18 protein-coding genes are annotated in these 20,185 nt (G+C 58.9%); 10 read left to right on the forward strand and 8 right to left on the reverse strand.

All coding sequences use genetic code 11. The features are described from left to right. The first annotated feature begins 99 nt into the window (after positions 1–99). A complete protein-coding gene (locus F4V54_RS03820) occupies positions 100–306 on the forward strand; it encodes an SPOR domain-containing protein (RefSeq protein ID WP_102724214.1) in 207 nt (68 codons plus the stop codon). Between the two features lie 35 nt (positions 307–341). On the opposite strand, the gene F4V54_RS03825 is transcribed toward F4V54_RS03820, so the two are convergent. Beyond that, the gene (locus F4V54_RS03825; RefSeq protein ID WP_150386303.1) at positions 342–1,955 is read right to left on the reverse strand and encodes a CYTH and CHAD domain-containing protein; all 1,614 of its coding nucleotides are present in this window, start codon (positions 1,953–1,955) and stop codon (positions 342–344) included. Positions 1,956–2,347: 392 nt separating this feature from the next. After that, positions 2,348–3,451 carry an HNH endonuclease signature motif containing protein gene (locus F4V54_RS11740; RefSeq protein WP_249041224.1) on the reverse strand — a complete coding sequence of 368 codons (1,104 nt, stop codon included), beginning with the start codon at positions 3,449–3,451 and terminating at the stop codon, positions 2,348–2,350. 269 nt (positions 3,452–3,720) lie between these two features. On the opposite strand from F4V54_RS11740, the gene F4V54_RS03835 reads away from it, so the two are divergent. The 5 genes from F4V54_RS03835 (at position 3,721) to F4V54_RS03850 (ending at position 10,761) form a co-directional block, all read left to right on the forward strand. After that, positions 3,721–5,046, forward strand: coding sequence for a glutamine synthetase family protein (locus F4V54_RS03835; RefSeq protein WP_034665782.1), 1,326 nt, complete (start codon positions 3,721–3,723; stop codon positions 5,044–5,046). Between the two features lie 11 nt (positions 5,047–5,057). Continuing rightward, entirely contained in the window at positions 5,058–8,117 is a 3,060-nt protein-coding gene (locus tag F4V54_RS03840) for a bifunctional [glutamine synthetase] adenylyltransferase/[glutamine synthetase]-adenylyl-L-tyrosine phosphorylase (RefSeq protein WP_150386304.1), read from the forward strand. Between the two features lie 62 nt (positions 8,118–8,179). Then, entirely contained in the window at positions 8,180–9,640 is a 1,461-nt protein-coding gene (thrC, locus tag F4V54_RS03845) for a threonine synthase (protein ID WP_150386305.1), read from the forward strand. A 9-nt stretch (positions 9,641–9,649) separates the two neighbouring features. After that, complete coding sequence (locus F4V54_RS11840) at positions 9,650–9,781, forward strand: hypothetical protein (RefSeq protein WP_269544977.1); 132 nt, start codon at positions 9,650–9,652, stop codon at positions 9,779–9,781. Positions 9,782–9,792: 11 nt separating this feature from the next. After that, the gene (locus tag F4V54_RS03850; protein WP_150386306.1) at positions 9,793–10,761 is read left to right on the forward strand and encodes a trypsin-like serine protease; all 969 of its coding nucleotides are present in this window, start codon (positions 9,793–9,795) and stop codon (positions 10,759–10,761) included. Here F4V54_RS03850 and F4V54_RS03855 read toward each other — a convergent pair whose 3' ends face one another. After that, on the reverse strand, positions 10,762–11,307 hold the full coding sequence (locus F4V54_RS03855; protein ID WP_150386307.1) for a 34 kDa antigenic family protein: 546 nt from the start codon (positions 11,305–11,307) through the stop codon (positions 10,762–10,764). It lies immediately after the preceding gene. Between the two features lie 125 nt (positions 11,308–11,432). Here F4V54_RS03855 and F4V54_RS03860 point away from each other — a divergent pair, with 125 nt between their 5' ends. Both F4V54_RS03860 and F4V54_RS03865 read left to right on the forward strand, forming a co-directional pair. Next, positions 11,433–11,960 (forward strand): NUDIX hydrolase, encoded by a 528-nt coding sequence (locus tag F4V54_RS03860; RefSeq protein WP_150386308.1) that lies wholly within the window; start codon positions 11,433–11,435, stop codon positions 11,958–11,960. Continuing rightward, positions 11,957–12,568 (forward strand): GH25 family lysozyme, encoded by a 612-nt coding sequence (locus F4V54_RS03865; protein WP_150386309.1) that lies wholly within the window; start codon positions 11,957–11,959, stop codon positions 12,566–12,568. The genes F4V54_RS03860 and F4V54_RS03865 overlap by 4 nt, the downstream gene beginning before the upstream one ends. 21 nt (positions 12,569–12,589) lie before the next feature. On the opposite strand, the gene F4V54_RS03870 is transcribed toward F4V54_RS03865, so the two are convergent. Together F4V54_RS03870 and F4V54_RS03875 are read right to left on the reverse strand one after the other, a co-directional pair. Then, entirely contained in the window at positions 12,590–13,390 is an 801-nt protein-coding gene (locus F4V54_RS03870) for a DUF2207 domain-containing protein (protein ID WP_150386310.1), read from the reverse strand. Between the two features lie 133 nt (positions 13,391–13,523). Then, positions 13,524–14,549: a DUF4272 domain-containing protein gene (locus tag F4V54_RS03875; RefSeq protein ID WP_150386311.1), complete on the reverse strand. Its 1,026-nt coding sequence runs from the start codon at positions 14,547–14,549 to the stop codon at positions 13,524–13,526. A gap of 88 nt (positions 14,550–14,637) precedes the next feature. Between F4V54_RS03875 and F4V54_RS03880 the strand changes: the two genes are divergently transcribed. Beyond that, the gene (locus F4V54_RS03880) at positions 14,638–15,885 is read left to right on the forward strand and encodes an MFS transporter (protein WP_150386312.1); all 1,248 of its coding nucleotides are present in this window, start codon (positions 14,638–14,640) and stop codon (positions 15,883–15,885) included. A gap of 2 nt (positions 15,886–15,887) precedes the next feature. Here the strand turns inward: F4V54_RS03880 and glnA are convergent, their stop codons facing one another. Continuing rightward, positions 15,888–17,297: a type I glutamate--ammonia ligase gene (gene glnA, locus F4V54_RS03885; RefSeq protein WP_373277178.1), complete on the reverse strand. Its 1,410-nt coding sequence runs from the start codon at positions 17,295–17,297 to the stop codon at positions 15,888–15,890. 140 nt (positions 17,298–17,437) lie between these two features. Between glnA and F4V54_RS03890 the strand changes: the two genes are divergently transcribed. Continuing rightward, a complete protein-coding gene (locus F4V54_RS03890; RefSeq protein WP_150386313.1) occupies positions 17,438–17,884 on the forward strand; it encodes an RDD family protein in 447 nt (148 codons plus the stop codon). Between the two features lie 11 nt (positions 17,885–17,895). On the opposite strand, the gene F4V54_RS03895 is transcribed toward F4V54_RS03890, so the two are convergent. Together F4V54_RS03895 and F4V54_RS03900 are read right to left on the reverse strand one after the other, a co-directional pair. After that, on the reverse strand, positions 17,896–19,182 hold the full coding sequence (locus F4V54_RS03895) for a threonine/serine exporter family protein (RefSeq protein WP_150386314.1): 1,287 nt from the start codon (positions 19,180–19,182) through the stop codon (positions 17,896–17,898). Between the two features lie 57 nt (positions 19,183–19,239). Then, entirely contained in the window at positions 19,240–20,019 is a 780-nt protein-coding gene (locus tag F4V54_RS03900) for a DUF4191 domain-containing protein (protein ID WP_034661973.1), read from the reverse strand. Positions 20,020–20,185: the final 166 nt, after the last annotated feature.

Below are 20,185 nucleotides of genomic sequence, written 5' to 3' on the forward strand. Positions count from 1 at the left end.
CTGCTCGGCATTTAATTACAGCCACAACAGTACCAACGCGCCATGTAGCCTTGGTGGTGTAGTACGCGGGGCAGGCCCGCTCCAGGAAAGGAGCCAACAATGGCAGACGAGAAATTCTATTTTGATCCCACCACCCACGAAGTCACCCAAGGCAAAGAGACCTCCTGGGATAACCGCATGGGCCCCTATGACACCCGAGAAGAAGCCGAGCACGCCCTTGAAAAAGCAGCGGAGCGCAACAAACAGGCCGAAGCCCAAGACGAAGAAGACGACGACTGGGGTCAACCAGCATCGTGGGAAAAATAACCAGCTATTTTCCCACGAAGCAGAGGGATGAGCGGTTAATCGTCCCTCTGCCCTGACTTCTTGAAGGCCTTTTGCACCTTGGCTAGGGCCTTCGGATACTTCCTCAGCGCTTTGTCACCACGCTCAATTTCGTGCTGGTAGAGCATGCCGTACGTGAAGGTGTCCTCGCCGTGGCGGCGTGCCCGGGCGGTGAACTTTTCTAACCGCTGGCGGGTAGCCACTGAATCCTGGTACTCGCCAAGAACATCCTGGGCCTTCGCGCAGGCCTTGATGAGCTTCTTCGTGTCCAGCTCAGAGGCTTCCGCGGCGACAGCGCAGTAACGCAACTTCTTCACGGCCTTGCGCACATCGTGAAGGGCGTCGGCGCGATCCTGCCACGTCAGCGGTTCCTTACCTGCGCCGGCTTGAAGCTGCTCAGCCTGCTCAAAGCGGGTAAGCACCTTCGAGTAGGCCTCGGAGAGATGCTCAAAGAGGATGTCGGCGGGTGCCACAGCAGCTTCCTCTGTGCCTTCAGCCTCGTGGACAATGCCCGCCGTGAGAGGTGGGGAAGCAAGGGTGGCATCCAAGTCGTCGAGAAGCTGCAGGTAGCGCGGGGAGCTGAGGGCTTTCACAATGCGCTTATGGGCACGCTCATACTTGCGGCGCATGGTATCGCGGATGCGTGTGGCAGCGATGTCGTCGATCATGCCGGAGGTATCGGCATCAAGCTGAGTAACCAGGCGATCCTCCACAACCTCAGCATCGCGTGCAACACCCAACAGGTCAGCAAGGAGTTTGAGTTCAGCTTCGAGCGGATGAACCTGATCGGCGTTGAGGATCCCTTCGAAGGTGGCAAGGAGGCTGCGCAATTCACGGGTGGCCACGCGCATCTGGTGGACAGAATCAGGCTCATCAGCGCGCACCTTCGGGTCGTTGACCACCAGCTTGTTGCGCTGGGTGCGCAGAGCGTCCATGACAACGTGGACAGGTGAATCCGACGCGAACTGCTCCAGTGCGGTGGTATCCATGTGCGGTGGCAGAGGCGCTTGGTTCACCGAATCGCCCAAGGCGGTGGTGAGCTTGGACGGGGACTCGGCGACGCGTGCCCCCTGGTTCAACAGTAAAGACGTGGCTTCGTGGAGAAGGGCTGCGCCGTCCAACCGTTCATGCACGGCGGGACTCAGTTCCACCTCCCACTCGCGCCAGGACTTCTCTTGACCACCGGGCAGGAAGGACTGGGCGGTGACACGGTCATCACAAAACTCGGCGATCACCTCTCCGTCCGCACCAAGAATGAGAGTCTCCGTACGGGTGTTATCCACCCGCGCGATGGGCGCGAACGCCTCATTCCGCACGATCGCGCGAACTGCCTCGAGAAGCTCTTCCGGCGGGGTAGTCGCATCACCCAGTGGTGCGTGAAGTTCAGTCCGGCCGATATCGCCAGGGAGCTTGATATGCCAGCCATCATCATTGCCGCCGGTGCGTCGGCGCAGCGTGATCTTCGCGAGGGTCAAACGCAAATCAGGAGTGTCGTAGTAGATTGCCGACAGATTTCGCTCAACCGGATCGGCGAGGGACTCAGCCGCAGTCAACTGCATAAGATCAGGCACAGCCGTGGTGTCATCGACGGCAAACTTGGACTCGACTTCAAGGAAGATTTCGGAGCTCATAGGAATGTGCATCCTTCTTTTGCTGACGGTGGATAGGGGCACGATCGCGCCAGACACCGCAGAACCTCACGGTGCGGGACTCACCTCACAGTTTACTCCCTCACAGGGCAGGGTTAAGGGGGAGAAAATGTCTCTGAACGCCGTGATGCGGGGGAGCTGGTCTGTCCCATCGTGCTGAATTGCCCGGTGAGGCGTTTGTGGTTGCCGGGGCCTTGTGTGGTGATGGGCTGGTTGGACGATCCGGTTTGACTATCGCCTTGAATCACGATCAGTGTCCTGGGGTTTTGCCTCGCGGTGATCACTATTGTCAAACCGAACCACACAGCCTGTTTTTGGGCATGCCGAAAGACCAGCTGTTGCTGGCTTTCGACATGAGGTGTGAGGTGTCTCGCTTATCTTCCGTAGAGCAGTGTCATCGCCCCGTAGGGGTGGACAGTATTAGCCACCAAGTACCCCCGGGGTGATCGCCAGGTTGGTGTGCCGCGGATGTTTTCCACCCTGCCCCGGTAGGCGTGTTCCGGGTCGTCATCGTTGGTGCGGTTGTGATAGCGGCACAGCATCGCCAGGTTATCCATATTGGTGTGCCCACCTTTCGACCAGGCACGGATGTGGTGGACTTGACAGTTATCGGCAGCATGCCGGCAATCCGGCACTGGACACGTCGGCATCGTGGCACGCGCCAGGTCACGTTGCTTCTGGTTAGCGAACCGTTGTGTGTCATACAGGTTCACCGGGCCTTCCTGCGGGTGGAACAACGCCACCTCCAACTCGGCCCCGTGATGGTGCGTCAGGTATTGCGCACCGGTGATCGTCGTGCCATCAGTCAGCCCCAGTACCGTGTCGTCGCCGTCACCGCCGATGATGTTGATGTGCTCGTCTAACGGGATGAGGATCAGTGGTCGGGGGATGGCAGGGGCAATCCGCGATGGGGCAGCATCCCCTTCGCCTTCAGCATCAGGACGAAGACCCAGAATGCTCATTAATGCCTCATACATCTGTGGGCCGGCAGGACCTTCACCAGTGACTCTTTGACGAAGCGCGTACTCAATAGCTGCCATATCTTGCTCTGAGCCCATGACGTTCATAGGGCGGGACTTTTCACGCGAACGCCCAAACCCCACTGTTGGCTCCGGGGCAGGCTTGTCCACCTCTGGCACAATGTCTTTTGAACGGCGCTGAAGCGTCTTGTAATCCCCCTTAACGGAAAGCAGAGCAAGCCGTAGCTCCCATTTGTTGCCGGGGTCGTCGATCCCGGCAAGGCGGGTTTCGATAAGGACAAGCTGATCCAAGGACTTCTGCGTGGAGCGTGCCACAGCTACAGCGTCTGCTTGTTTGCGGGTGAACCTCGTTTTCCCGTAGTAGACCGTGTGGAGCTTTGCCCATTCGCGAACACGAGTAGGGTTGCAGCCAACTGCGTTGAGGACCTGGGCATCGAAATGCTCCAAGGTATCAATCGGGTTCGTCAGCCCCGCCACGAGTGCCGCAAAAGGATTCATGCCGGCAACGCTAAACCGAAACCCGCAAACGCGCAGCAAACCGCCAAAACGGCCTGTGGATAACACAAAACTATCCACAAGCCACGCGCACCGAACCACGCACCAGAACACGCGAAGAAGCCACAGATCCAGCACAAACAGCCCGGTTCCCGCCAAACCGAAAAAACTTCCGAACCCCAGTTGCCGTTGGTCCGCACAGGATACGGTAACGGATGCAAAAGCGGTGAACATGCACACTTCTGGCCACGCTGTCACTACATTGGGTAGGCATGAACAGCCAACAAGAAAACGTCCTGCGCGAGGTTGAGGAGCGGGATATCCGTTTCATCCGTTTGTGGTTCACTGATTTGTTCGGGGCGTTGAAGACGGTGATGATGTCGCCGGCGGAATTGGAAACGGCGTTTGATGAGGGTGTTGGCTTTGATGGTTCTTCCATTGAAGGGTTCTCGCGTGTTTCCGAGTCGGACACGTTGCTGCTGCCGGACCCTTCAACGTTCCAACCGTTGCCGTTTGATGCGGAGGATGGGTTGCAGACGGCGCGGATGTTCTGCGATATTTCCATGCCGGATGGAAAGCCGTTGTATGCCGATCCGCGGCAGGTGCTGCGCCGCCAACTCAACAAAGCAGCAGAAGCAGGCTTTGAGTGCGTGGCCAGCCCGGAGATTGAGTTCTTTGCGCTGACTGGTGGGGAGGATCCTCGGCCGGTGGATGATGGTGGGTATTTTGACCAGGCGAAGCAGAATGCGGCGCCACGCTTCCGTAGGCACGCAATTTCCGCCCTTGAGTACATGGGCATTGCCACGGAGTTCTCTCACCATGAGGGCTCGCCGGGCCAGCAGGAGATTGATCTGCGGCACACGGATGCGTTGACTATGGCGGATAACATCATCACGTTCCGGTATGTGGTGAAGACGGTGGCGGAGGCGAACGGCATTCTGGCTACGTTCATGCCTAAGCCTTTCCGTGAGCACAATGGTTCGGCGATGCATACGCACTTCTCGCTCTTTGAGGGTGAGGAGAATGCGTTCCATGATCCGGATGATGAGTATTCGCTGTCCACTACGGCGCGCCAGTTCATCGCGGGCGTGATCGCGCATGCGAATGAGATCTCCGCGGTGACAAATCAGTGGGTGAACTCGTACAAGCGCCTCCAGTTCGGGTCGGAGGCGCCGACCGCGGCAACGTGGGGTGTGTCTAACCGTTCCGCGATGGTGCGGGTGCCCACATATCGCCTGCACAAGAGTGCTTCTCGACGGATCGAGGTCCGCACCATCGACTCCGCCGCCAACCCGTACTTGGCTTTCGCTGCGATTTTCGCGGCTGGGCTCGATGGCATTGAGCAGGGCCTTGAATTGGGTGAGCCCGCGGTGGATGACGTGTTCGCTCTCACCCGACGGGAGCGTCGGGCAATGGGCTACAAGGATCTGCCGGGTTCCCTGGATGAGGCGCTGCGCGCGTTGGAGAAGTCCGAGTTCATGGCGGAGGTACTGGGGGAGCAGGTCTTTGAGTTCTTCCTGCGCTCTAAGTGGGATGAGTGGCATGCCTACGAGGATCAGATCACCCCGTGGGAACTGGCTAACAACCTCAACCTTTAAGGCGGGAGCACATGGCACGCAAGAAGTCTCCGTCGCCGGCACAGTTGGCGTTGACCGGTAAGACTGCTGCAGATGATCTGGAGCGATTGGGCTGGAGCGATGATGATGTGCTGTACACCCTCGGCGGGTCCGGCAACCCGGATATCACGCTGAACACGGCTTTCCGTTTGGCGGAGGCGTTGGGGGACAAGTATGAGGAACTGCGCCAAGCGCTTATCGGCGATGAGGTGCTGCGCGTCCGCCTCTTTGCCCTGCTGGGCGGCTCTACTGCCCTGGGGGACCACTTGGTGGCGCACCCGGAGGAGTGGAAGTTGCTGGCGGAGCCACTGCCCAGCGCCAGTGAGATCTTCCAGATCATGCTGGGCTCGGTTGATGCAAAGCCGGAACCGGGAGACCCCACGGCAACGGAGGACCTGGACCAGCCGGGTACGTACCGCGCAGCCATCACAGGGACAGAGGCAAAGAAGACTCTGAAGAGTACATACCGCACGCTGGTCATGCGTGTTGCAGCGGCAGATCTCGCTGGAACGTACTCCGCCTTCAAAGGATACGGCGCTGATCAGCCGGTGTTGAGCTACAGCGACGTGACGGAGCTGCTCACCACTATCGCGGATGCGGCATTGACCGCAGCGCTTGCTGTGGCGGTGCGTTCGGTGTGCGGGGATGAGCCGATGAATGGGAAGCTGGCCGTGATCGCCATGGGTAAGTGCGGTGCGCGGGAGCTGAACTATATCTCTGACGTGGACGTCATTTTCGTTGCGGAGCCGGCGGATGCGCTGGCGACGAAGATTGCTAGCGAGTTTGCGTCGATAGGCACTGCTGCTTTCTTCGACGTGGACCCGAACCTGCGGCCGGAGGGTAAATCCGGCGCGCTGGTGCGCACGCTGGAATCCCATGAGAAGTACTACAAGCGCTGGGCGGAAACGTGGGAGTTCCAGGCGCTGCTCAAAGCCCGTCCGATGACGGGTGACATGGAGCTGGGGCAGGCCTACCGGGAAAAGCTGAAGCCGATGGTGTGGGAATCCTCCCAGCGTGATTCTTTTGTTGAGGACGTGCAGGCAATGCGGCGCCGCGTGCTGTCGAATGTGCCGGCGGATATGCGCGCCCGTGAGCTTAAGCTCGGCCAGGGTGGATTGCGTGATGTGGAATTCGCGGTGCAGCTGCTGCAGCTCGTGCATGGGCGTATCGACGCCACTTTGCGCACCAAGAACACCATCGAGTCCATAAAGGCACTCTCCCTCGGCGGATATATTGGCCGCGAAGACGCAGTACACCTCATCGAGGCGTACGAGTTCTTGCGGCTGCTGGAACACCGCCTCCAACTGCACCGCTTCCGGCGCACGCACACGCTGCCGGAGGACGATGATGCAGCGAATCGACGGTGGCTTGCCTTGACCTCTGGCTTCATTTCCTCGCCGACGTCGTCCGCGGTGAATGAGATGGACGCCCGCCTGAAGGCGGAGCGCAAGAAGATCTCAGACCTGCACTCGCGGTTGTTCTACCGTCCGCTGTTGAATTCGATTGCGGGGATGAGTGTTGGGGAGGCGTCGCTAAGCAAAGATGCGGCAATTGAACAACTCAAAGCGCTGGGGTACACGCATCCCACTCGCGCCTACCAGCACCTGTCCGCGCTGGTTAAAGGCAATTCCCGCAAGGCGAAGCTGCAGGCGATTTTGTTGCCCACGCTGCTGGTGTGGCTGGGGGAAACCGCGGACCCGGATGCTGGTTTGCTCAACTACCGCAAGCTGTCTGATGCCGCGCAGGATCGCTCGTGGTTCTTGCGCATGCTTCGGGACGAAGGTGTGGTCGGCGAACGCCTCATGCACATCCTGGGTACCTCCCCGTATGCCGCGAACCTGATTATTTCCGCGCCCGATGTGGTGAAGCAGCTCGGTGACGGTGCAACCCAGCCGAAGCTGCTCGACCCGGAAACGGACCGCGTGTACAAGGCCCTGATCGCGGCGTCGAAACGCCATGCAGATCCGGATAAAGCGGTCAGTGTTGCGCGCTCCCTGCGCCGCGCGGAGCTCGCCCGCATTGCGTCCGCTGACCTGCTGGGCATGATGGACGTGCGCGAGGTGTGTGACCAGCTGTCCTGGGTGTGGAACGCCGTACTTGAAGCAGGCCTGCGGGCAGAAGTTCGTGCGGACCTGCTGGAACGCGGGGTGGAAGAACCGCTGGCCCGCATCGCTGTTATTGGCATGGGGCGTCTTGGTGGCGCGGAGCTGGGCTACGGCTCAGACGCTGATGTGATGATTGTTGCGGAGCCTGCTGAAGGCGAAGATGAAGTGGAAGCGCTGGCCTGGGCCACCAAGATCATTGATCAACTGCGGAAGCGACTATCCAAACCATCCGGTGATCCGCGTTTGGAAGTTGATCTGGGGCTGCGGCCGGAAGGTCGTTCTGGTCCGGTGGTGCGCACGATTGCGTCGTACAAACGCTACTACCAAGAGTGGGGTGAGGTGTGGGAGCGCCAAGCCTTGCTGCGCGCCACCTACATTGCAGGTGACGTGGCGGTGGGGGAAGAATTTCTGCACAGCATCGATCCGTTCCGCTACCCGGACGGGGGTGCCAGCGAATCAGACATTCGTGAGATCCGCCGCATGAAGGCCCGCGTGGACAATGAACGCCTGCCACGCAATGCGGACCGGGCAACCCACACCAAGCTCGGGCGTGGCGCGTTGACGGATATTGAGTGGACGGTGCAGCTGCTCACCATGATGCACGCTAACACCTACCCGGAACTTCACAACACATCTACGCTGGAGATACTGGACTTCCTGGTCACCGATGCTGCCTCCGGCATCATTGATTCTGCTCAGGCACGCATGCTCACGGAGGCGTGGCTGCTGGCCACAGCAGCACGCAACGCATTGGTCTTGGTTACCGGGAAACGCACTGATCAGTTACCGGGTCCGGGTGCTCAGCTCAACCAGGTCGCTGGCGCTGCCGGCTATGACCCGCATGATGCGCAAGCGTTCCTCGACCATTACCTGAAAGTGACGCGTCGCGCTCATCGTGTGGTGGAGGAAGTGTTCTGGGGTGAGCAGCCCTCCTTTGAGTACGACTGAGCATCGCTACCTCGGGGGCGGAGTGGGGGAAGGTGTGATCCAGGCGCGCTAGACTCCTAGGGGTGGATTACATCTCAACGCGTGATACGACAAAGACCCCGCACCGCTTCACCGACATCCTGCTGTCCGGACTAGCCCCCGACGGCGGGCTTTATGTGCCGGTTGCGTACCCGCGCATTACAGAAGAGAAACTGACCGAGTGGCGCGCAGTCCTCGCCGACGGTGGTTACCCAGCACTTGCTGCTGAGGTGGTCAAGCTCTTTGTTAGTGACATCCCACCAGCAAAGGTGGAGCAGCTCACCGCCGCTGCTTACCGCACCCCGGTTTTTAGCACCGAAGAAATCGTCCCAGTCACTGCACTCGAGGACGGCATTTATCTCGCGCACCTGTCCGAAGGTCCCACGGCTGCGTTCAAGGACATGGCCATGCAGCTGCTGGGTGAGCTCTTTGAGTTTGAGCTGGCGCGCCGGGAGGAAACCCTGAATATCTTGGGTGCTACCTCCGGCGATACCGGCTCGTCCGCGGAGTACGCCATGCGTGGCCGGGACAACATCAATGTGTTTATGCTCACCCCAGCTGGCCGTATGACCCCGTTCCAGCAGGCCCAGATGTTCGGACTGAATGAGCCCAACATTTTCAATATTGCGCTCGACGGCGTTTTCGACGACTGCCAGGACGTAGTCAAGGAGGTCAACGCCGACGCGGCATTCAAGTCCAAGCACCACATTGGCGCTGTGAACTCCATCAATTGGGCGCGTTTGCTGGCACAGATCATTTACTACATTTCGTCCTACATCAAGCTCACATCACCTCCTGCTTCAGGGCAGCAGCCACAGCAGGTATCTTTCTGCGTGCCCACTGGCAACTTCGGAGACATCTGTGCGGGACATATTGCGAAGCAGATGGGCTTACCCATCGACAAACTCATCGTGGCCACCAATGAGAATGATGTGCTCCATGAGTTTTTCATCTCTGGGCAGTACCGCCCGCGTTCCTCTGCGGAAACGCAGGCAACGTCCTCGCCGTCGATGGATATTTCGCGCGCGTCCAACTTTGAGCGCTTCATCTTTGATGTGTTGGAGCGTGACGCCACGAAGACCAAGGACCTCTTCGGCGTCCAGGTCAAGGCCGGTGGTTTTGAACTCGAGGGGCAGATCATGGAGGAGATTCGTGGGAAGTACGGCTTCCTGTCCGGTCGTTCCACGCACGCTGATCGCATATCGACGATCCGTGATACCCACGCCAACCAGTCCACCCTCATCGACCCACACACCGCTGACGGCATCTTCGTTGCCCGTGGTCTGAAGGACCAGGTGGACACCCCGATCGTGGTCCTGGAAACCGCCTTGCCAGTGAAATTCTCCGAGACCATCGTTGAAGCCACTGGTCAGAAACCAGAGGTACCGGAGCGATTCACTGGCATCATGGAGGCCGACAGGCACGTGGTAGATATGCCCAACGACGCTGAGGCTGTCAAGGTGTACATTGCCAGCATCGTCGACAACGGTGGCACAGGTAAATAAGGAGCGACCATGGCACAGGAACAATTTGCTGGACCCGAGCACTACGTTGAGTTCGATCCGGAGAAATTCATCCGCGACCTGAAGATCCAGAACGATCTGAAGGACGAGGATGAAGCAACCACGGATTCTTCTGAGTCCTAAACTCCTCTTTCATGCATTCACAGTTCCCGCCGGAGCAGTATCCGCTGTCCGATGATGAGTACCAACCCAAAAGGGGCGGTGTCTCCGTTTTCTGGGTGGCCATGGTGGTCATAGTCAGCTTTGTTGTGGCAGCCGTGGCTTATCTCGGTGTGACTACATCGCAGTACCCGACCCTCACCGTGGAAGAGCGCCAAGAACGCGAAGGCGTACAAACCCCTGGGGCGCCACCGGCTGATTCGGCAGGGGAAACGGTGATTAAAGTGCCCTCCTTCGCACTGTGGGCACCGGGCACAAAGATCCAATCCACGGACCATTACCCCCAAGCTGGGGAATCTTTCACGGCACAAGCCTGTACGGTCGCATTCAGTTTCAGTGCTGCAGACGGCCGGAATTTCGCAGTGACAGCTGGACACTGTGGCCGGGAAAATGATCTTGTATGGCCAACCACGGCCGAAACAGTAGCAGATTACGCGGTCGAGGCCGGCCGCTTCATCTATTCCGGCCTTTACAGTGAAGGCAATGATGGCGTTGATGTAGGCATCATTGAGATCACAGATCCAAACCGCTACATGGATCTCGTGGGTGCCCCGATCCCTACAGCAATTTACGGTGGCGCTTTGGTGCGCGAGGACCCGATCTGTAAAACCGGCGGAACTACTGGATACACCTGCGGTGTCTTTGAAGATAGTGGCCGTGTGCAACTTATCCGCACTGAAACGGAAGGGGAGCGCGAAACCTACGGTGATATTGGCCACCTGTGTGCCTCACCCGGTGATTCTGGTGGCCCCGTGTTTCATGAAATCAACGGCCGTGCCACTATTGTCGGTGTTGTCTCCGGTACGGACGCGGAGCGGGCTGAAGAATCATGCGACTTGCCTGATTCCAACACGAGACTCATGTCCTATGCCAATTATGAGCAGGTCATGGGTGTGATTAATCGCGTTGTCCCTGATGCCCAATTCGAGGAACAAACCTGGTAACTACACCGCACCTGCCGGCGCCGCACGGGTTTTGCGGTACCGAATCAGATTGTTCACGCTGAAGGCCAGCGCAACGCCCGCGATGATGACCCAAATATCCCAACCGACTGAGGTCCCGGTGCCGTAACTAAACATCGATTGATAGAAGATGCTCAGCACAAGCAATGTTTGGATACTCGATCCAACAACGCTGAACGTGGTTCCGCGTTTGTGGTCCGCGCGAAAGAACGAGACAGCGGCGACGAGGTAGCAGATGAGTAGCGCAGCTGTGCCCAAGAGCATGAGGCCGTTACCAGCGATGTACTGTGCTAACTCACCTTGGTCCAGCGCTTGCTGGAACGCACCTTCCTGCGTAGTTACACCCCACCAGTTCCACCCGATTGTTGTGGTTTTGAGGTCCACATAGACGATGTAGACGAAGATGCATTCTAGAAAGCTGGTGAGAAGGCTCAGAAGAAAGCACAGGAGCATGAAGGCGGCCCGTATAGGTGCTTTGGTGTTGAGGACGTCCGGCTGGGGCCGATCGTGCTTGTTGGGATGAGGCATAGTTTCTTCTCCGTTGCTGGAAACGGTAAAGCAAGATTATCTGGAACACGTGAATGAAGGTAGGTTTCCTCCCCGTTGCGTGTACTGCTTTCGTCCAGGCGCGCGTGGCCACGTAGACTCGGCCCATGCCTATCCCTGAGTTCATCGTGGAAACCCGGAAGAAGATTGGGACGGATCTGATGTGGATCCCGGCGGTATCCGCCGTTGTGTTGCGAGATTCAACCGATGATTCCCCGTGGGCTGTGCCCGAGGCACTGCTGGTTCAGAGTGCGGATAACGGCGCGTGGACACCTGTCACGGGGATCTGCGACCCGGGGGAGGAACCCCACGATGCCGCGGTGCGCGAGGTGCGCGAAGAAACCGGCCTGGACGTGACACCGGCTGCCTTGCTGGGGGTGGGCGCAATTGGGCCGATCGTTCACGTCAACGGCGATAATGCCTCATACATGTCTGTGGCTATTCGTCTGGAGGCCACCGACCCGTCCGCAGTGCCCTTCGTGGCCGATGATGAATCGAGCGACGTCGGCTGGTTTTCCATCGCCCACATGCCGGTGACTGATCCGAAGTGGCGCTTAGTCATCGCTGATGCGATTGCACAACGTAAACACCCTGCTAATTTCACGCCGCGCATGGGCTTTGCCAAGCGCTCATGACCGTCTGCTTCGGCATCGACGTCAGCGAGCATCAAGACGGTATCAGTCTCGTGCGCGCTGCCGCCGAGGGCATGGAATTTGCCATCGTGCGCACGACGGACGGCACCTATCGTGACCGCACGTATCGCTCGCATATCGACGACGCCGTGGCCGCCACCCTCCCCGCCGAGGCCTACCACTACCTCCGCAACCCAAAGGAGGGGACATCCATCGCCGAGCAAGCCGCGGCGGCCGTGGATGTGATGGGTGGTGCCGGAAGTCCGTGGGCGCGCCCGATCTGGTTGGACTGTGAAACACCGGCGGGTTTACACCTTGATCACATCCGTGAAGCACGCGATCTCTTCCAATCAGCTGGCATCGACGTGGCGGGCGTATACACTTACCCCCGCTATTGGCGGTGGCGGCTGTTCGGGGCGGATACTCGTGAATTCGGTGCCGTGTGGGTGGCCAGCTACGGCCACGATCAGGCGGGAATTCCCGGTGATATTTTTCCGGGGTTGGAGGCATGGCCGGGATTCGTCGGCAAGCAAAAACCCGCCATGTGGCAGTTCGGTTCAAAAGCCACAGTGGCGGGTTATGCGGTGGATATCAACGCCCGGTTGCTCTAGCACCTACTAGTAGGTGTTCGGTCACCCCGGCTGCTGCGGTTGAGCTGGCTGAGGCACGAAAGCATTTTTCGGCTTCTTAAACGCAACTAAAACGTAAATGCTGAAGGCCACAGCAACCAAGCAGAGGATGGCCCAGAGCCAGAAACCAGCGCCGAAGGACGTTTCGGCCATGTTGGCGAATTCAGGGTCAGCAACGACAGAGAAGCGAGATGCTGCCCCAAGGAGGACCGCCAAGAACTGGATTACGCCAGCAACAAGGCCCAAAACAGCGGCGATCCTGACCTTACGCAGAACACCCATCACCACAGCGCCAACCAAGAATCCGAGCACGCTCAAAGTGATAAGCATGAGCACCAACTTCATGGTCTCGTATTCACTATCAACCTCAGCGGTGACTTCCTCCTCGAAGGCCTCCGCGAACGAACCAAAGCCGTCGCCCCGCAGCTTGAGAGCGCCCCACCAGTTGACTGTGGACGTCATCGAACCAAAACTGTCGAGTGTCTCGGAGCTCTCACCGAAAAATTCATCAAGGAACGGCACGTCCTCAGTCAGGGACTGAGCAAAACTTGAACCAGTGATCTTTGCTGCGATGTAGGGCAGGAAGCTACTGATCAGCGTCAGAATGAACAGGCCCGTATACACCCACGTCGGCCATGCAGGAAGCGCCAACTTCTGTTGCTGTGGCTGCCCCGCAGGCGGATAAAACGGCTGTTGTGGTTGTTGTTGCTGCGGCTGCGCTTGCGCTGGAACCTGCGCATCCCAGTTGTACGAAGACGGCTGGGGTGCACCGTGGTTCGGCTGAGGTGAATTCGGATACGTCATGGTCGCCTTTCGCTGTGTATGCCTAATCGGGGGTAAAGCTCTGGAATACCGTAGCACCGCAGCACGTTAAACACGTGTTGAGACAAGGAGGATGGCTATAAAGCCAATGAAACCGCGCTCAACTGTTGCCCATTTACGTCGACAAATCAACATCCTCCCAGTCCGAATTCGGATGAAAAAGCCACGAAAGTGCGCGATGCCACTCAAGTAGTGTGCCGGCGGTTGGCTCGTCGATAAGAGCTGGGCGCTCCGGGTTCACCTCCTGGTCGACGGCGGTCCACCGCATCGCATGGACGAATTCGTACTTGTCGCACAGCTTCGGCAGGCTGATGAGCGCCGTCGCCTGCTCGTGGATGGCAGCTTCGCCCCTGTCTGCGACCCACTGGGCCAGTGACGTTGCATCAACGCGGATCTCGCCTTCAGGAAGCTCCTGGATGCCCAGAGCGTGCGCGAGCATTTGCGCTGCGAGTACTTGCCATGCCAGCTGAAATGCTAGGTGCCGTGCTTCGTCGCCGCCAGGGGAGGGGGTGTGAGGCGTCACACCAGACTCGATGAGCTCGATGAAACGCTGCTCTGTGGGTGTCAGTGTTTCGAACGCGCCGGGCAGCACCGCGCGAATCTCTGCCAGCGGTGGCTCCGACTCGGCACAGAAAAACCCAGCTACCTCGGAGACTGCCACCAGTGACATAAACCGTTGCACGACCTCCCGTGGCTCACGCAACACTGCCTCGAATTCGCTGCGTACCGGAGGATAGTGCGCGGGCAGCGTCACCCCGGTGTCCTGCGTGATCTCCGCGCGCACACGCGACGCCCGCGCCCTGGCCGCTGGATGATACGGAACGGCGCCACCCGCAACGATGTCCTCGCCGTACACATTGACCACCGTGCCGTCCGGCATCAGGAACACTGAATTAGTCTGCTCTGCCCAGTCCTCGAGGCCATGCAGGTTTTCGCGCTCGAAGACGTACTGTCGCTTCGTGTTCCCGATGTGTCGGATCAGCCCGAAGAGGCTAGCTGTCATCTCCTGTTGTCCGCGCTCCCACATGAATGCGGAGAACCCGTTCAGGTGGCCGGCCATCTCTGGATCATTTAAACCGCGCTGGTGCGAGTAGGGGCCCGGGATTTCATCGCGGACTGTTGAATACGCGTTGATATACATGCCCGTCGATCCTACTTTTACTTAACTGGTTTGCCACTCGTCTTCAGACGAGTTGACGTGACCCTGAACCCGGGTGCCTAATGGTCGAATGGCATCAACCTCTCAGCGCCCCACCCGGAAAGGTCCTGGCAAGGCAGTACAGCTGTCGGCCCCGCTTCTTTTCGCCGCTGTCGTCGCGGTGGCGATCAACTTGCGCGCAGGTATTTCGTCGGTAGGCCCGGTGCTGGAGGAAACTCTCGCTGCGTTCGGGGCTGGGGCGTCGCAGGCAGGCCTGATTACAGCGATGCCGGGATTCTTGTTCGCTCTGATGGGCTTGGGTGCGGTGCCTGTAGCTATGCGTTTGGGTCTGACGCGGACTATCGCGCTTGGCACCGTGCTCACGTTCCTTGGCTTAGCGGTGCGTCCTTGGGTGGGGGCGATGGCGGTATTCATCGTGCTCACCGGCTTCGTCGTCGCGGGTATTGCGGTGGCTAACGTGCTGCTCCCAGCGTGGATCAAACAGCATGGTGGGCGGCACATGGTGGCGCTGATGACGGCCTACGGTGCCCTACTCGGTCTATCCGGTGCCGTTGGCCCGTTGAGTGCGTTGGTGTTCACCGGCGACGGTGCTTGGCAGTGGGCGTTGGCCGTGTGGGCTGTTCCCGCGGTGGTGCAGGTGGTGGTGTGGCTGGTGGTCGTCGGCAAACTTGGCAATGACGCGCCCCGCATCGATGAAGCTACCGCCGAAAATGACGCGCCCCTCAACGTTTCCATGTGGCGCTCGCCGACGGCGCTGTTCCTGCTGCTGTTTTTCGGCTTGCAGTCGATGAACGCATACGTGCAAATGGGCTGGCTGCCGCAGATCTACCGCGACAATGGCTTATCCGCGGCAACCGGCACGATCGCGCTGGCTTTGGTCGGTGGCCTCAACGTGGTCGGGGGATTGGTCATGCCCATGCTCATCGCACGCGCACGCACGCTCACCCCGTTCGTGGTGATTTTCGCTACCGCCACCGCAGCCGGATACCTGGGGCTGTTACTGAGCGGCGACCAGCTTCCCCTCCTATGGGCTTTCCTTTTGGGGCTAGGCGGGTTCTGTTTCCCCACCGCCATCGCCCTCATCCCGGCACGTAGCCGCTCCCATGTGGTCACAGCGAAACTGTCCGGCTTCGTGCAACCGTACGGGTATCTGCTCGCAGGGACGGGGCCAGTCGTGGTCGGGGTAGCGTACGGCGCGACGGGGCAATGGCGGGAGATCCTCATCGCGCTCGTGGCCAGTGCAGTGCTCATGGGCGCGATCGGCATTCGCGCGGCGGCACCAGTGAGCATTGATGATGAGCTGGCTGCTGCGAGGTGAGTTTAAACGTCGAAGTACAGCTCATACTCCAGCGGTGTCGGGCCGAGGCGGGACGGCGCAATCTCGCGGTCGTGCTTCAGCTTGATGTAGGTCTGGATGAGGTCCTCGGTGAACACGTCGCCTTCGGTGAGGAACTCGTAGTTTTCTTCCAGTGCAGCAAGGGAGGCCTCGAGAGAGGTCGGTGCCTGTGGGATGGACTTTGCTTCCTCCGGAGGGAGCTCGTAGAGGTCCTTGTCCACCGGCTCGTGCGGCTCGATGCGGTTTTTCACACCATCCAGGCCAGCCATCATCATGGCAGCGAAGCCGAGGTAGGGGTTGCCGCTTGGGTCCGGTGCGCGGAACTCGATGCGCTTTGCCTTCGGGTTGGAGCCCGTGATCGGGATGCGGATCGCGGCGGAGCGGTTGCGCTGGGAGTAGACCAGGTTGATCGGGGCCTCGAAGCCTGGAACCAGACGGTGGTAGGAGTTCAGCGTCGGGTTGGTGAACGCGAGCACAGCGCCGGCGTGGTGCAGGATGCCACCGATGTACCAGCGGGCGATGTCAGACAGGCCGCCGTAGCCGGATTCGTCATAGAACAGTGGCTCGCCGTCCTTCCACAGGGACTGGTGGGCGTGCATACCAGACCCGGCCTCACCGGCAAGTGGCTTCGGCATGAAGGTGACGGTCTTGCCCCACTTCTGCGCGGTGTTTTTGACGATGTACTTGAAGGTCTGCAGATCATCTGCGGCGTGCAGGAGGGTGTTGAACTTGTAGTTGATTTCCTGCTGGCCGCCCGAGCCGACCTCGTGGTGGAAACGCTCGATTTCGAAACCAGCTTCAGCCAGATTCAGTGCCATGTCATCGCGCACATCCAGAGTCTTGTCGTACGGCGGAACAGGGAAGTAGCCGCCCTTCATACGAGTCTTGTAGCCCAGGTTGGGGGAGCCGTCCAGCTCGGTCTCACGGTCGCGGTTCCACCAGCCTTCGATGGAATCTACCTCGTAGAAACCGCGGTGTGGCTCAGAGGAGTAACGCACAGAATCAAAGAGATAAAACTCAGCTTCAGCGCCGAAGAAGCAGGTGTCGGCGATACCGGTTGACTCCAGGTACTCCTCAGCCTTGCGGGCTACATTGCGCGGGTCGCGGGAGAAGGCCTCATGGGTGAAGGGGTCGTTGACGAAGAACTTCACATTGAGGGTCTTCGCCTTACGGAAAGGATCAATTTGGGCGGTGGCCAGGTCCGGCATGAGGATCATGTCGGATTCCTCAATCGTCGTAAAGCCGCGAATCGACGATCCGTCGAACGCCAAGCCTTCTTCTACGACATCTTCATCAAACATGGATGCAGGAATGGAGAAGTGATGCTCGGTTCCAGGGACGTCCGTGAAGCGAACGTCTACAAACTCGACCTCCTCATCCTTGATGTACTTCATGGTGTCTTGGATGTTGTCGAAGGCCACGGGTGGATACTCCTTGAATACAGATCGTGTGCTCTCATCGATCGTACATGGATTCTGGCCCGTTTCGCTTCAAGCGCTTTCGAGCTCAGTAAAAAGTGCACTATCGTGAGTTCATGCCGAATAATGCTCGCGATGCTGCCCACCCGTATGCGCCACAGGACTGGCCAGGCCAAAACTTGGGCCTCCCAGAATTAGGACCTGGTGCGCAGGCAAGTGTGATGCGTCGCGCCATTGGTGTCCTCATTGATTGGTTTATTTGTTGGGGGCTTGCCGCATTCATTGTCACGTACACCCACACTTTCGGCGGAACAGCGACGTTGACCTATTTGCTGTGGGTGGTGCTGGGCATCATCACCGGTTGGTTGTTTGCCCGCACGCCAGGAATGGCAATCCTGGGCATGGGTGTCGCGCGTATCGACGAGCCGGGGAACACCGTCGGCCTTTGGCGCGCCGCTCTGCGCACCATCCTCACCGGTTTTGTGTTCCCCGCTGCGATCGTGGATGAGAATGGACGCGGTATGCACGACCGTGCCACGGGCACAACGGTGATTATGAGCTAATAATGAGCTCCTTAGTGGGGATGAGGTGTTCCGCCAAGTTCCTTGTTGAAGTCAATGTGGTGCTCGAATGCCCAGGTTTTGTCCGTAATCATGCGGGCAATGGCGAGCCCACCACCGATGTAGAGGACCACAAGAACCACATCTGTCATCTTTGTCAGCGCCAGTGCTGTCTCACCGAGTGCGAAATTGTATACGGAGGCGTAAATTGCCGGCCCCGGGATCATCACCACTGATGCCGGAATAGTCACGCTGACACGTGGGATTCGGGCAGCACGGCAAGCCAAGCTCCCCACCAGGCCGATGAACAGCGCTGCAAGGAAAGCAGCAAGGAAGCCACGCGCGCCGACGGTAAGTAGCGCAAGTCGACCTAGGTTGGCCAACATACCCACGCTTGCCGCGATGAGTGCCATGCGTTTCGACGAATTGAAGATCAGCGCGAAACCACCGACTGAGACAAAACTGGCTACCGCACCAGAAAGGAAATACTCCCAGTCGACGATGATGGTCTGCGCCGATGCCTCCGGTGTTCCAGAAAGCATGGTCACAACAGTCACGGTGAGCATGATCACCGTGATGACTTCTGCGGCGAAGACGAGTCGTGGAATGCCGGAGGTGAAGTCGAAGCGCGACAAATCCACGAATGCTGAGAACAAGGGAAAGCCCGGAATAAGGAAGAGCACTGAGGCGATAAAGCCAGGCGAAAGATCACTTGAGGTGGGGAAGATGCGGACCATGAGGAAGAACATCCCAGTCGCGGTGAGTGCGGATACGGCGGTGATGCCGAGGACGTTAAACCTTTCGTCGTGAAGCTTGATTCGCACAAATTTACCGGCAAGAACAGCGAAGAAAACAAACAGAGCCATCTCGTAGCCGAATTGATTGAGCACTGCGAATCCCGCGCACGCAAGTCCTGCCGCGATCATGCTGGTGACAATTCCCCAGCGCGGTGAGGGGATACTCTCGATCTGGTCGAGGTATTCATCGATCTCTTCGGCGGTGTGATACTCCTGCAGGAATCCGTGTGAGCCGGACTCTAAAGCCTCAATCCGCGAGGCATTAACTCCAGGCAGCGGCACATTTGCCACGACCGTGCGGAATTCATTTCCCTTGTGGAAGGTGCAGCTGATGGTGTTGAAACCGACAAGCACATCGGCATCAGAAAACCCCAGGGAGCGCGCGCAGCGTTTGACCGCGCGAATGACCCGGTAACCGGAGGAGCCCGCGGATAAAAGAAGCGTCCCATAACGCAGGGCAGCAGTAGCCTCCGCGGCCATATCTGAGTGTTGGTTCTCGCTCACAGATTCCTCGATCTAGGCCAGGCGGCGTCCCGCTGTGATGCCTGCGCGCTATTAACCTTAACGCTGCTGCATGCGGCGCATTCGGCGGTTCATACCAGACATGTTCTGCGCCTGGTGTGGCATGGGGCCCTTCGGCAATCCTGCGCGCTGACCACCGCGGACATTGTCCATGGCATCCAGCTTGGCGTTGAAGGCGTACACGTCATTCTTCTGGTAGTTCTTCGGCAGCTTGAGCAGGTGGCGCTGTAGTTTCTGCGGAGGCACTTGGCCTTCGCCGGAACCGACGTACACCTCATGGATCGGCACACCAGCGAGCAGGCGGTCAACACGCTTACGCTCTTTGTCCATGAGTGGCTTTAGGCGCTTCGGGTCGCCCTCGCCCACGAGGACCACGCCTGGGTTGCCCACCACGCGGTGGACCGTATCCATGTTCGTGTTAGCAGCCACAGCTGTCTTGGTCAGCCACACAATGCCCATGGAGTTGCGCATATTCTCCAGCGTCCAGCCGGCAGCACCCGGGGTATCGCCGATCTCCTCATACATGGAGTTCTCAAGGCGACGGGTGAACAAAAACATAGCTAGCAAGAAGCCAAAGCCGATGCCCGGAACCAGCATGAACCACTGGCCATTGAACAGCAGACCAATGAGGAAGAACGCGAGGGCTACGCCAACAATAGCCAGCAGCATGATCGGGATGAGCATCTTGTCCCGCTTGCGCTGCATATTAAAGGCCTGCCACACCTGCGAGCGGGTCTGCTTCCGCTTGGCGCGCTTAGCGGTGCGCTGTTCCTTCTTCGCGGCTGCCTCAAGGGCGCGTTCGTTTTTGTCCTTAGCCATGCACACCAGACTACCCACCAGCACTGGGCCTTTCGAACTGGCGGATTCTAGCGTTCGTTGCAACGTTTCCTAGGTTCCGGTCAATCCTAGTAGTTCGGCCATGCGTTCTGCTGGGGTGTCGTAGTCCAGGGTCTTTCGCGGTCGATTGTTGAGTTTCAGGGCTACT

The sequence above is a fragment of the Corynebacterium tuscaniense genome (assembly GCF_008693065.1).
Taxonomy (GTDB): domain Bacteria; phylum Actinomycetota; class Actinomycetes; order Mycobacteriales; family Mycobacteriaceae; genus Corynebacterium; species Corynebacterium tuscaniense.